A 12408-nucleotide genomic window follows, 5' to 3' on the forward strand; every position below is an offset into this window, starting at 1 on the left:
CGCCGCTTCCCTGACGCCGCCGAGCTCGGCGGGCTCTTGTGTGCGCCGGGCGGGGCCGCCATCCTGCTGAGGTGAGTGGATCCCGTCGAATCGTCGCCGGCGCGGCCGTGCTGCTGCTGCCGGTGCTCGCCGGCTGCGCGGGCGGGCCGACCGCCGACCCGATCGAGGCGCCCGCGGTCGCCACCTTCCTCGTCGCGGGCGAAGAGGAATACCGCATCGAGCTCGTCACCGACGAACTCGTCGAGCACGTCGTCGGACTGCAGAACGGCGGCGAGGACGGCCGCATCCCCGTCGGCCGGATCGTGAGGGACGGCGACGGGGGAGTGAACTCGCCCTGGTCGTGGCACATCGATCCCGACAGTCTCGAGTTCGCCGACTTCACGACCGAGGTCTGCGACGGGCTGCCCTCGTTCGTCGAAGACGAGACGCTGACCTCCGACACCTACTGCCCGTGGCTCACCGAGGTCGTCGGCATCGAGCCGCTCGACTGACCAGGACGGCGCACACACACATCGTGCGGGCGCGACGGCTCGGAGGAGATCCTCACAGGGGCGGGTCGATGCCGTCCCGCAGCTCCGCGACGAGGTGCGCGACGACCGACTTGAGGCTGCCGCCGTTGCGGGCGGCGGTGCGCAGCTGGCGCTCGTAGCTCGCCCCGCGGTCGAGGATGACGTCGAGCTCGTGCAGTTCCTCGAGGCAGCCGAGTCGTTCGGCGACGGGCTCGAGCCGCGTGATCAACTCGGCCGTGTCCTCCCGGACGAGGCGCTCGTCGCCCGCCGCGTTCTGGATGAGGATCGTCTCCATGCCGTATCGGGCGGCGCGCCACTTGTTCTCGCGCACGAACCACGGCTGCATCGTCGGGATGTCCTCGCCGCGGTCGAGCATCGTCGAGAACTCCTCCACGAGGCACTGCACGAGCGCCGCGAGTGCCCGCACCTCCTGCAGGGTCGACAGCCCGTCGCACGCGCGGATCTCGATCGTTCCCCACTTCGGCGACGGCCGGATGTCCCATCGGATCTCGTCGTAGTGGTCGATCACGCCGACGTGCAGGAGGTCGTCGACGAGGCCCTCGTAGTTCGCCCATGCCCCGAACTGCGGCGGCAGTCCCGCGGTCGGAAGCTGCTGGAAAAGCATCGCGCGGCTCGACGCGTACCCGGTCGGCTCTCCCGACCAGTACGGGCTCGACGCCGACAGCGCCTGGAAATGCGGGTAGTAGGTGAGCAGGCCGTTGAGGATCGGCAGCACCTTGTCGCGGTCCTCGATGCCGACGTGCATGTGCACGCCCCAGATGAGCATCTGCCGACCCCACCACTGCGTCCGGTCGATGAGCGTCGCGTAGCGCTCCTTGTCGGTGACCCGCTGCTGGGTCCACTGCGCGAACGGGTGGGTGCCCGCGCACATGAGGTCGGCGCCGAGCGGCTCCGCGAGGTCGCGGATCCGCTCGATCGTCGCCGCGAGCTCCTCGGAGGCGCCGCGCACGGTGCGGTGCACGCCGGTCACCACCTCGACCGTGTTCGTGAGCAGCTCGCCCGTCACTTGGGCGATGCCGTCCTCCTCCGCGTGCTCGAAGTGCTCGAGGATCTCGGGGGCCGTGGGGGAGAGGTCGCCGCTCGCACGATCGACGAGGGCCAGCTCCCACTCGAGTCCGAGTGTCGAGCGCTGAGAGGTGCCGAATTCGATGGCCACGCGCCCATCCTGACACTCTTGCTTGGCGTCGGCTGGGAGATTTCGGGACGTTGCGCGCCGGTGAGTCGACCGGGGCGTCGCCCTGTGCGCGCGAGTCGCCGGAAAATCTGTCAGAATGGCTGGTCGAGTCCGCACGTGTCCGACCCTCTAATCAGACCCGCGGATTCCCCTCGAGCTTCCGCCTGTGTGTGCCCCACGCGCACGGCATGCGGTTCACCAACTTTCGCAAGCAATCAGGAGAAAAGTGTCTGTCAAGATCCGCCTCAAGCGTTTCGGCAAGATCCGCGCCCCGTTCTACCGCATCGTCGTCGCCGACTCGCGCACCAAGCGCGACGGCCGCGTGATCGAGGAGATCGGCAAGTACCACCCCACCGAGAACCCCTCGTTCATCGAGGTCGACTCCGACCGCGCGCAGTACTGGCTGAGCGTCGGCGCCCAGCCCACTGAGCAGGTCGCCGCCATCCTCAAGCTCACGGGTGACTGGGGCAAGTTCAAGGGCGACAAGGACGCGGTCAGCACCGTGCAGACCCGCGAGCCCAAGGCCGCGTTCGAGGCCGACTCGAAGAAGAAGCCCGTCCTGCGCCCGAAGTCCGAGCCCAAGGCCGCTCCCGCCGAGGAGGCGCCCGACGCCGACGCCGACGCCGCCGACGAGACCACCGAGGCCTGAGCACGTGCTCGCAGCCGCCCTCGAGCACCTCGTCAAGGGAATCGTCGACAACCCTGACCAGGTGCAGGTGACCGAGAAGTCGACGAACCGTGGCGATCTGCTCGAGGTGCGGGTGCACCCCGACGACCTCGGCCGAGTGATCGGCCGGTCGGGACGCACGGCCAAGGCGCTGCGCACCCTCGTCGGTGCGCTCGCCGACGGACGACGCGTGCGTGTCGACGTCGTCGACACCGACGAGTAGACGAGTGCCACGCAAACAAGCCTCCGGACGATCGGCGCAGACTCAGCTCCGAGTCGGTCGCCTCACCAAGGCGCACGGACTCAAGGGTGCGCTGAAGCTCGAGCTCTTCACCGACGACCCCGAGCGCCGGTTCGTTCCCGGCGCCGAGTTCGCCCTGCAGGTGCCCGACGATTCGCCGTGGCACGGCAAGCGGCTGACCCTCTCCGAACTGCGCTGGTACAACGGGCATCCCGTCGGATTCTTCGAGGGCATCTCCGACCGCTCAGCGGCCGAGTCGCTCGTGAAGGCGATCCTCTGGGTCGACCAGAGCGCCGATGAACCGGCCGAGGACGACGCCTGGTACGACCACCAGCTGGTCGGACTCGACGTCGTCCGCGACGGCGAGAAGATCGGTGTCATCACCCGTCTCGAACACCTCCCCGCGCAGGACCTCCTCGTGGTGAAGACCGACGAGCGCGAGGTGATGGTGCCGTTCGTGCGCGCCATCGTCCCCACCGTGGACCTCGCGACGCGGCAGGTCACCGTCACTCCGCCGACGGGACTCTTCGAAGAGCTCCCCGACGACCCCGATGATGCCGCCCCTGCCGAGAATGCGGGCGGCGAGGCTGTTTCGTCGGAGGCCGGTGAGGGCGAGAGCGCCGGGCAGACCGACGGGGCGGAGTCCTCGGCGGACGAGTCGAGCGCCGACCAGCGCCCCGACGCCGACTGATCGAGGCACGTCCGTGCGCATCGACATCGTCAGCATCTTCCCCGAGTACTTCGACGTGCTCGGGGTATCGCTGATCGGCAAGGCGCGTCAGCAGGGCATCCTCGATGTCCGCACGCATGATCTGCGCGACTGGACCCACGATCGTCACCGCACCGTCGACGACACCCCGTACGGCGGTGGCGCCGGCATGGTCATGCGGGCCGAGCCGTGGGGTGAGGCGTTCGACGCGGTGCTCGAGGATGCGCCCGATCCGGTCGTCATCGTGCCATCACCGGCGGGGGAGCGATTCACGCAGGCGACCGCCCGTGAGCTCGCGTCCGAGCAGAATCTCGTCTTCGCGTGCGGCCGCTACGAGGGCATCGACCAGCGAGTCGTCGAGCACGTGTCGAGCCGCGTCCGTCTGCGCGAGATGAGCCTCGGCGACTACGTGCTGAACGGCGGCGAGGTGGCCACGCTGGCGATGATCGAGGCGATCGGCCGCCTACTGCCGGGTGTCGTCGGCAATCCCGAGAGCCTCACCGAGGAGAGCCACGAGGACGGCCTACTCGAGTATCCGAGCTACACCAAGCCGGCGAGCTGGCGGGGCCTCGACGTGCCCCCGGTGCTGCTCTCGGGCAACCACGCCGCGATCGCCGCCTGGCGCCGCGAGCAGCAGATCGAGCGCACGAGACGCGTCCGCCCCGACCTCCTCCCCGACTGACCCTCCTCGCCCCCGCGAGCGCGGTGTGTTGCTGCGAGGGCAGGTGTTTATACAGGCGCGCTCGTACCAACACACCGCGCTCGCAGGGGTGAGAGCGGGCGGGCACGAGTCAGCGGGTGCGCTGAGTGAGGATGAGCGGGCCGTCGGCCGTGATGGCGACCGTGTGCTCGCTGTGCGCGCCGCGTGAGCCGTCGGCGCTGCGCAGCGTCCAGCCGTCGGGGTCGGTGAACAGCTCGTCGGTGGTCTCGAGCAGCCACGGCTCGATCGCGATCACGAGGCCGGGCTTCAGCTTCAGACCGCGCCCCGCGCGTCCGTCGTTCGGGACGTGCGGCTCGCCGTGCATGGTGTGGCCGACGCCGTGCCCGCCGAAGTCGAGGTTGACGGAGTAGCCGGCGGCGGCGCAGACGTCGCCGATCGCCGCCGAGATGTCGCCCAACTTGCCGCCCGGGCGGGCCGCGGCGATGCCCGCGGCGAGAGCCTGCTCGGTCGTCGCGATGAGGCGCTCGTCCTCGGGGCGCGGGGTGCCGGCGATCACCGTGAGCGCCGAATCGGAGACCCAGCCGTCGACGGACGCGGCGAAGTCCACCGTCACGACATCGCCGTCCTCGATGCGGTAGTCGAACGGGAGACCGTGCAGCACGGCGTCGTTGACCGAGGTGCAGAGCACCTTGCCGAACGGCATCGCGCCGAACGACGGGTGGTAGTCGATGTAGCAGCTCTCGGCCCCGCGGGCGCGGATCATGTCGTGCGCGATCCGGTCGAGCTCGAGGAGGTTCACGCCGACGGCGATCTCGTCGCGGAGTCGTTCGAGGACGCTCGCCACGAAGGCGCCGGCGGGGCGCATCGCCTCGATCTCGCCCGGGGTCCTCAGCTCGATCATGTCTCTCCTCCTCGGGCCGGCGCCGATCGCCGCCGGTTCCCACCGGCCGGCCGGAACGGCCGACTCCACTTTCCGCGGGTCGTACCGCTCGACCCTAACGCGCGCGCGGCATCCGCCCCGTCCTCGACCATCCCGCTGTCAGCGAAATCGCTTCATCGCGAGGGGCTCTCGAGCCTAGGCTCATGCCATGGTTCTGCGCCGGGCTTTCTTCTACTGGCAGACCGCTGCCGCGCTCGTGCTGCCCGTCTGGCTGCTCATCGGGTGGGGCATCTGGGGCACCTCCGCCGGCGAACTGCTCGGCGTCGCGATCACCGCGCCGATCCTCGTCGTCGCCCTCCTCATCGTCGTCGGCCTCACCATCGCGCGGCGATCGGTGCGCGAGAAGCGCGCGGTGTCCTGGCTCGACGTCGGTGTGCTGACCTTCTGGCACGCGATGCTCATCGGACTCGGCTTCTTCGGGCCCGCCGCGAACTGGTTCGCCGTGTTCGCGGTGATCGGCGCGATCGTCGCGTTCTGGTCGGCCGTCTGGCAGCTGATCCGAGAGACGAGGCGTCGGGTGCAGGCCGTGTTCGACGAGTTCCAGCGCGTCGCCGCACCCCAGGGCACGAGGAAGCCGCCCGTCGACGCCGGCGAGTACATCGTCCTGCCCCCGAGCGACGACCCGCGCTGAGTCCGGCTCCACCGCGGATTCGCAGGGTTCGACGCCGAGCCCGTTTGCGGGCTCCGATCCGGCTGTGACAGAATGGTCGATCGTGCCGCGGCGGGCTCTGCCGCAGGGGAGCCATCCATTTCGCGGCCGATCAATCGACTCTCTCAGCCGAGACGAACGGTGAACAGCCGCGTCTGGCCATAATGCGCATTCGACCAGCGGCGGGTGCAGGAAGCGAAGAACCGCCATGAGCAATCTCATCGACCAGCTCGACGCCGCGTCGCTGAAGAGCGACATCCCGGACTTCCGTCCCGGCGACACCGTCAAGGTGCACGTCAACATCGTCGAAGGCAACCGCAGCCGTATCCAGGTGTTCCAGGGCGTCGTCATCGGCCGCCAGGGCGCCGGTGTGCGCGAGACCTTCACGGTCCGCAAGATCAGCTTCCAGGTCGGCGTCGAGCGCACCTTCCCGGTGCACTCGCCGATCATCGACCACATCGAGCTCGTCACCCGCGGTGACGTGCGTCGCGCGAAGCTCTACTACCTCCGCGGTCTGCGCGGCAAGAAGGCGAAGATCAAGGAGAAGCGCGAGAGCTGAGCCGCGCCAAGCGCTGCCAGCACGGCTTCTCCGACCCCCGCGACGGTTACACTGTCGCGGGGGTCGTTCGTTCTTCCCGCGGCACGCTTTCCCCTGTGCCTCGGGTGGACGACTTTCGTCCCCGCACGGCATGCAAGAGATGGGCGGATCAGTCGTGAGTCACAGCGCGTCCGCGCCCGTTCCCGCGAACGACCCGGCACAGGACGACTCCGAGAGCTCCGGTCCGTCGGGCAGACGCAACAAGAGCGCGCTGCTGTTCGCCCGCGATGTGCTGATCATCCTGATCGTCGCGATCCTCGTCTCGTTCCTGATCAAGACGTTCCTGATCCGGTCGTTCTACATCCCGTCGGCGTCGATGGAGCACACGCTCGAGATCGACGACCGCATCATCGTGAATCAGCTGACGCCCGACCTGATGCCGCTGAGCCACGGCGACGTCGTCGTGTTCCGCGACCCGGGCGGCTGGCTTCCGCCGCAGGCGCCGATCGACCAGCCGCCGCTGGTGGCCGCGGTCGACTGGTTCCTCTCGATCGTCGGTTTGTCGGCCCCCGACAGCAACGACCACCTCATCAAGCGCGTCATCGGGCTCCCCGGCGATCACGTGGTCTGCTGCAATCCGCTCGGCCAGATGACGATCAACGACGTGCCGATCGAGGAGCCGTACATCACGCTGCCCCAGGGGGCGACGCGGGCGAGCGAGGTCGACTTCGATGTCACGGTGCCCGAGGGGTACCTGTGGGTGATGGGCGACAACCGCAACAACTCCCGCGACTCCCGGTACAACACTCAGAATCCCGGCAAGGGGTTCGTGCCCGTCGACAATGTGGTGGGTCGCGCGCTCGTGATCTCGTGGCCGCTCGACCGGTGGGCGTGGCTCGACGACTACCCCGACGTGTTCCGCGAGGTCGACCAGGAGACTCCGTCCGCGCTGCCGGTGCGGCCCTACGAGGTCGGCGATGGCGGCTGAGTCGCGGGATCCGTCCACCGGCGCCGTCAGCGGCGCCGCACTACGCGATGCCGCACTACGCGATGCCGCGCGGCCCCGCCCGGCGGTGAAGCGCAAGCCCTCGCCGGCACCGACCCTGCGTCACGAGCGCGCGCTCTCCGCCGAGGGCGCACGCTTCGTGATCGGCTGCGACGAAGTGGGCCGCGGCGCGATCGCGGGCCCCGTCGCGGTCGGCCTCTGCGTCGTCGACATCAGCAAGCGGGTGCCGAAGGGGTTGCGCGACTCGAAGCTGCTCAGCGAACCGAAGCGCGTCGAGCTGCAGCCAGTGGTCGAGCGATGGGCGCTGTGGTCGTCGGTGGGGATGGCGAGCAACCAGGAGATCGACGCGATCGGTCTCACCGCCGCTCTCGGGCTCGCCGCGGTCCGGGCGCTCGACGCCCTGTGCGAGTCCGGTTTCGACTGCACCGAGTCGGTGCTGCTCCTCGACGGCAAGTTCGACTACTTCACGCCCAGCGCCCGCGTCGCCGGGGTCGAGACCGTGCCTCGGGTCGCGACGAAGATCAAGGCCGACATGACGTGCGCTTCCGTGTCCGGCGCCTCGGTCCTCGCGAAAGTCGCCCGCGACTCGCTGATGATCGATCTCCACGAACGGCACCCCGACTACGGCTGGGTCAGCAACAAGGGCTACGGATCCTCCGCGCACTGGGCGGCCATCGACTCCCGCGGGGCGTCCCCGCTGCACCGCCACACGTGGCTGCGCACGCCGTCGCTGTTCGACGACATCCTCGACGTCGAGATCGATGACGAGGCGAGCGGAGCCGGCGAGATAACAGACGAGACGCCCTCCGATTCCGTAGCGCTGCGCGGCACGCCCGCGGACGTAGGATTGCAGCGATGAACGAGGACGAGTTCGACGACTACGACCGCGAGGTCGAGCTGGCGCTGTACCGCGAATACCGCGACATCGTCGGCCAGTTCAAGTACGTCGTCGAGACCGAGCGCCGTTTCTACCTCGCCAACGAGGTCGAACTGGTGCGGCGCGACACCGAGCACGACTTCTACTTCGAGCTCACCATGAACGATGTGTGGGTTTGGGACGTCTACCGTTCCGACCGTTTCGTGAAGAGCGTCCGCGTGCTCACGTTCAAGGACGTCAACGTCGAGGAGCTCTCCTCCAAGGAGCTCGAATTACCCACCGAGCTCGCGCTCGACGAGTAGGCGCTACTCCTCCGCCAGCTTCTCCCCAGGCGCAGTGGCCGACGGGCTCCGCACATCCGGCGCCCCGCGCGCCCTGACGCCGCCCCGCTCCGACGATGCTCTGTCGCGGAGGTACGGGAATGGCGAAGAAGGACGACGTCGGCCGGTGGGGCGAGCAGCTCGCGGTCGAGCACCTGCAGAGGCGCGGCTACGAGGTGGTCGACCGCAACTGGCGGTGCCCGCAGGGCGAGATCGACATCGTCGCCAAGCGGGCGGACGCCCTCGTGGTCGTCGAGGTCAAGACGCGTTCCACGTCGGCGTTCGGGCATCCGTTCGAGGCGGTGACCCCCGCGAAGCTCGCGCGCCTCAACCGTCTCGGCTTCGCCTGGTGCGCCGCCCACCCCGGGTGGCACGGCCGACTCCGCGTCGACGTCGTCGCGATCGTCGGGTCGGAGACCAGCGCGGTCGCGCCGTCCGTCACCGTGTTCGAGGGCGTGCGGGCATGACGATCGGCCGCACCACCGCAGTCGCCCTCCTCGGCCTCGACGGCTCGATCGTGCAGATCGAGGCGGCGCTCGGCACCCAGACGCCGGGCGTGAAGCTGATCGGCCTGCCCGACTCCGCTCTGCGCGAGGCCGAGCATCGGGTGCGAGCCGGAATCACCCACTCGGGGCTCGAGTTCCCCGCGCGGCACGTCACCGTGAACCTCTCCCCGGCCGAACTGCCGAAGCAGGGCGCCGGATTCGATCTCGCCATTGCGATGGTCACGCTCGTCGCCGAAGGCACGGTGCCGGCGGAGTCGGTCGCGGCCACCGCGCACCTCGGCGAGCTCGCCCTCGACGGGCGCCTTCGACCGATGCGCGGGGTGCTGCCCGCGGTGCTCGCCGCCGCGCGCGCCGGAGTGGCGACGGTGATCGTTCCGCACGCCAACGCCGATGAAGCGTCGCTCGTGCCGGACATCCGGGTCGTCGGCATGGCGAGCCTTCGCGACGCCGCGATCTGGCACGGCGCCCCGCTCGACGAGCTGCCGGTCGAACCCATCCCCGCGGTGTCGGCCCCGGGCAGACGCGAGGAGCACGGCGATCTCGCCGACGTCATCGGCAACGAGGAGGCCATCGAGGCCCTCATCGCCGCGGCGGCGGGCGGACACCACCTCTACATGGTGGGGCCGCCCGGAGCGGGCAAGACGATGCTCGCGTCGCGATTGCCGAGCATCCTGCCCCCTCTCGACGAGCATGCCGCGCTCGAAGTCGCGTCGATGCGTTCGCTGTCGGGCATCGAGGTGGGCGCCGAGCTCAGCCCGGTTCCGCCGTTCGAGAGCCCGCACCATCAGGCGTCGGCCGTCGCGATGATCGGCGGAGGCAGCTCCGTCATCCGCCCGGGCGCAGCTGCTCGGGCCGCGCACGGAGTGCTCTTCCTCGACGAGGCGCCCGAGTTCTCCGCTCGCGCTCTCGACACCCTGCGGCAGCCGCTCGAGTCCGGGCGCATCAGCGTCGAACGGGTCGCGGCCGTCGCCCACTTCCCCGGCCGGTTCCAGCTCGTCCTCGCCGCGAACCCGTGCCCGTGCGGCAAGTACGGCACCAAGGACGCCCTGTGCACCTGCGCTCCGATCGCGCGGGACCGCTACCTGCGGCGGATCTCGGGCCCCCTTCTCGATCGGGTCGACATCCAGCTGATGGTTCCGCCCGTCACCGCCGCTCAGCTGCGGATGCAGAAGAAGCGTCCGCACACCACCTCCGCCGCCGCTCGCGATCGCGTGCTCGCCGCGAGGGACCGCGCCGCCCGCCGTCTCGCGGGCACCGGTTGGCGCACGAACAGCGAGGTGCCGGGGAGTGCGCTGCGGGGATCGGCCATGCAACTCGATCCGTCCGCCGCCGAGCCGCTCGATCGCGCCATCGGGCGGGGCACCCTCACCATGCGCGGGTACGACCGCACCCTCCGTCTCGCCTGGACGCTCGCCGACTTGGACGGCGTCGACAGGCCTGGTCTCGCCCAGGTGGGAAGGGCGCTCTCGCTCCGGCGGGGTGCGGCATGATCCTCGGGCTCGACGACCGTGAGGTGTCCGTAGCGGTGAGCCGGGTGCGCCCGGATGCCGACGCGGCAGGGCAGGCCGCCGTCGCCGAACTGTTCGCTCGCGCGGCGTGGTCGGGCATCGCGGAGCCGGGTGACGGCGTAGCCGGTGCCCTCATCGGTGCGCTCGGCAGCGTCGGCGCACTGCAGCTCGTCGTCGATCATGTCGACGCCGACCGGGTGAAGGCGGAGGTCGCGGGCGCGGGAGGGTCGACGATGGCGAAGAGCGCGGTGCTACAGGGGCTCGCGCGCTGGCGACCCCGACTCGTCGCGGGCGACGCCCTCGCTCATCTCGATCGTGCCGCGAGGGTCGGCGCCCGCTTGCTGACGCGCACCGATCCCACCTGGCCGCGCGGACTCGACGACCTCGGCGAGCACGCCCCGGTCGCCCTGTGGCTTCGCGGCGACCCGGCGACCCTCTCCGCATCGCGGTCGGTCGCATTGGTCGGCGCGCGGGCGGCGACGACCTACGGCGAGAGCGTCGCCTCGGAGCTCGCAGACGGGCTGGCAGCGCGCGGGGTCGCGGTGGTCTCCGGAGGGGCGTACGGCATCGACGGCATCGCGCACCGGGCGACGCTCGCCTGCGGAGGCCGCACGATCGCGTTCCTCGCCGGCGGGGTCGACCGCTTCTACCCGCCACGCAACTCGGAACTCCTCGCCGAGATCGTCCGACGCGGAGCCGTCGTGTCCGAGATGCCGGTCGGTGCGACCCCGACGAGATGGCGGTTCCTGCAGCGGAACCGGCTGATCGCCGCCATGAGCGACGCGACGGTCGTCGTCGAGGCGGGGATCCGGTCGGGGTCGATCAACACCGCCGGGCACGCGTCGAGCCTCGGGCGGCCGCTCGGCACGGTGCCGGGACCGATCACCTCGCCCGCCTCGGCGGGATGTCACCGCCTGCTCCGCGATTACGCGGCGGTGTGCGTCACCGACGTCGCCGACGTCGTGGCGCTCCTCCCCGGGGCGGACGCCCCGCCGACGTTGATCGGTGCGACGCCCGACCCGGCGTTCACTCGCGTCCTCGACGCGATGAGCGGGCGGCTGCAGGGTGTCGAGTCGATCGCGAAGGCGAGCGGCCTCGCCGCAGTCGACGTCCGGGCGGTGCTCGGCCTCCTCGAACTCGAGGCGGTCGTCGTCGAGAGCGGTGGGCGCTGGCGCAGGACGTGAGCCCGCCGCGACGAGCGCGAGGGAGCGTCGGCGGCGCGGATTAGAGTGCGTTCCATGCCGCTCGAGCCCGCACCGACCCACGTTCTCGCCCATCTCAGCGACACCCACCTGCTCGCGGGCGGGGCGGCTCTGCACGGCGTCGACACGGTCGAGAACCTGCGGCGCGCGCTCGAACGGCTCGAGAGCAGCGGCGTCGAGATCGACGCGATCGTGCACACCGGCGACATCACCGACCTCGGCGAACTCGACGCCTACCACCGTGTCCGCGAGCTCGTCGAACCGGTCGCCGAGCGGCTCGGAGCTGCCGTCGTGTGGGTCGCCGGCAACCACGACATCCGCGGGCCGCTGCGCGAGGGGCTTCTCGGACAGCCGCCGAGCGACGCACCGTTCGACACGGTCACCGAGGTCGGGGGCCTGCGCATCATCGGGCTCGACAGCTCCGTTCCGTTGCACGGTCACGGGGACCTCGACGGAGGGCAGCTCGATTGGCTGCGGGACGTCCTCGCCGATCCCGCCCCGCACGGCACCGTGCTCGCGGTGCACCACCCGCCGATCCCCACCGTCGTGCGCGAGCTCCAGACGCTGCAACTGCGCGCCGTTCCCCAGCTCGCCGAGGTGATCGCCGGCACCGACGTGCGCGCCATCCTGTCCGGACACTTCCACTACACGACGACCGGCGCACTCGCCGCGATCCCGGTCTCGGTGGTGACGGCATCGAGCTACACGATCAGGGTCGACGGCCCCGACCGCGGCCTCACCGGCGTCGACGGCGGCCAGGGGCTCGGGCTCTTGCACCTCTACGCCGACGGAGCGGTGCATTCCGAGCTGAGCCTCGCCGAGTACGACGAGGTCGTGCATCTGCCGTTCGGCTTCTTCGACCAGGCGCCCTGACGACGCG

General features: G+C 70.3%; 16 protein-coding genes. 14 read left to right on the forward strand and 2 right to left on the reverse strand.

Annotated features, from left to right (window positions below; translation table 11 throughout):
• Positions 1-71: 71 nt before the first annotated feature.
• Positions 72-491, forward strand: a complete 420-nt coding sequence (locus NGH83_RS03400) for a hypothetical protein (protein ID WP_251857665.1) — start codon at positions 72-74, stop codon at positions 489-491.
• 52 nt (positions 492-543) lie between these two features.
• Here NGH83_RS03400 and NGH83_RS03405 read toward each other — a convergent pair whose 3' ends face one another.
• A complete protein-coding gene (locus tag NGH83_RS03405) occupies positions 544-1686 on the reverse strand; it encodes a glutamate--cysteine ligase (protein ID WP_251857666.1) in 1143 nt (380 codons plus the stop codon).
• Between the two features lie 244 nt (positions 1687-1930).
• On the opposite strand from NGH83_RS03405, the gene rpsP reads away from it, so the two are divergent.
• Genes rpsP through trmD form a run of 4 tightly spaced genes read left to right on the forward strand, consistent with a single transcriptional unit; the run spans position 1931 to position 4003 of the window.
• Positions 1931-2353 carry a 30S ribosomal protein S16 gene (gene rpsP / locus NGH83_RS03410; RefSeq protein WP_251857667.1) on the forward strand — a complete coding sequence of 141 codons (423 nt, stop codon included), beginning with the start codon at positions 1931-1933 and terminating at the stop codon, positions 2351-2353.
• Positions 2354-2357: 4 nt separating this feature from the next.
• Positions 2358-2594, forward strand: a complete 237-nt coding sequence (locus NGH83_RS03415) for an RNA-binding protein (protein ID WP_251857668.1) — start codon at positions 2358-2360, stop codon at positions 2592-2594.
• A gap of 4 nt (positions 2595-2598) precedes the next feature.
• On the forward strand, positions 2599-3303 hold the full coding sequence (gene rimM / locus NGH83_RS03420; protein ID WP_251857669.1) for a ribosome maturation factor RimM: 705 nt from the start codon (positions 2599-2601) through the stop codon (positions 3301-3303).
• Positions 3304-3316: 13 nt separating this feature from the next.
• Entirely contained in the window at positions 3317-4003 is a 687-nt protein-coding gene (gene trmD, locus NGH83_RS03425; protein ID WP_251857670.1) for a tRNA (guanosine(37)-N1)-methyltransferase TrmD, read from the forward strand.
• 109 nt (positions 4004-4112) lie between these two features.
• Here trmD and map read toward each other — a convergent pair whose 3' ends face one another.
• Positions 4113-4883, reverse strand: a complete 771-nt coding sequence (map, locus tag NGH83_RS03430; protein ID WP_251857671.1) for a type I methionyl aminopeptidase — start codon at positions 4881-4883, stop codon at positions 4113-4115.
• A gap of 187 nt (positions 4884-5070) precedes the next feature.
• Between map and NGH83_RS03435 the strand changes: the two genes are divergently transcribed.
• The 9 genes from NGH83_RS03435 (at position 5071) to NGH83_RS03475 (ending at position 12401) form a co-directional block, all read left to right on the forward strand.
• Positions 5071-5553, forward strand: a complete 483-nt coding sequence (locus NGH83_RS03435; protein ID WP_251857672.1) for a hypothetical protein — start codon at positions 5071-5073, stop codon at positions 5551-5553.
• A gap of 226 nt (positions 5554-5779) precedes the next feature.
• Complete coding sequence (gene rplS / locus NGH83_RS03440) at positions 5780-6130, forward strand: 50S ribosomal protein L19 (protein WP_251857673.1); 351 nt, start codon at positions 5780-5782, stop codon at positions 6128-6130.
• 154 nt (positions 6131-6284) lie between these two features.
• Positions 6285-7097 carry a signal peptidase I gene (lepB, locus tag NGH83_RS03445; protein ID WP_371872739.1) on the forward strand — a complete coding sequence of 271 codons (813 nt, stop codon included), beginning with the start codon at positions 6285-6287 and terminating at the stop codon, positions 7095-7097.
• Positions 7087-7974 carry a ribonuclease HII gene (locus NGH83_RS03450; RefSeq protein ID WP_251857674.1) on the forward strand — a complete coding sequence of 296 codons (888 nt, stop codon included), beginning with the start codon at positions 7087-7089 and terminating at the stop codon, positions 7972-7974. The genes lepB and NGH83_RS03450 overlap by 11 nt, the downstream gene beginning before the upstream one ends.
• Entirely contained in the window at positions 7971-8294 is a 324-nt protein-coding gene (locus NGH83_RS03455) for a DUF2469 domain-containing protein (RefSeq protein WP_251857675.1), read from the forward strand. Before NGH83_RS03450 ends, NGH83_RS03455 begins: the two co-directional genes overlap by 4 nt.
• Before the next feature lie 119 nt (positions 8295-8413).
• A complete protein-coding gene (locus tag NGH83_RS03460) occupies positions 8414-8779 on the forward strand; it encodes a YraN family protein (RefSeq protein WP_251857676.1) in 366 nt (121 codons plus the stop codon).
• Positions 8776-10308, forward strand: coding sequence for a YifB family Mg chelatase-like AAA ATPase (locus NGH83_RS03465; protein WP_251857677.1), 1533 nt, complete (start codon positions 8776-8778; stop codon positions 10306-10308). Before NGH83_RS03460 ends, NGH83_RS03465 begins: the two co-directional genes overlap by 4 nt.
• The gene (gene dprA / locus NGH83_RS03470; RefSeq protein WP_251857678.1) at positions 10305-11510 is read left to right on the forward strand and encodes a DNA-processing protein DprA; all 1206 of its coding nucleotides are present in this window, start codon (positions 10305-10307) and stop codon (positions 11508-11510) included. The genes NGH83_RS03465 and dprA overlap by 4 nt, the downstream gene beginning before the upstream one ends.
• Positions 11511-11564: 54 nt before the next feature.
• Positions 11565-12401 (forward strand): metallophosphoesterase, encoded by an 837-nt coding sequence (locus NGH83_RS03475; RefSeq protein WP_251857679.1) that lies wholly within the window; start codon positions 11565-11567, stop codon positions 12399-12401.
• The last annotated feature ends 7 nt before the right edge of the window (positions 12402-12408 follow it).

The organism is Herbiconiux sp. L3-i23 (assembly GCF_023734115.1).
In the GTDB taxonomy this organism is placed as follows: domain Bacteria; phylum Actinomycetota; class Actinomycetes; order Actinomycetales; family Microbacteriaceae; genus Naasia.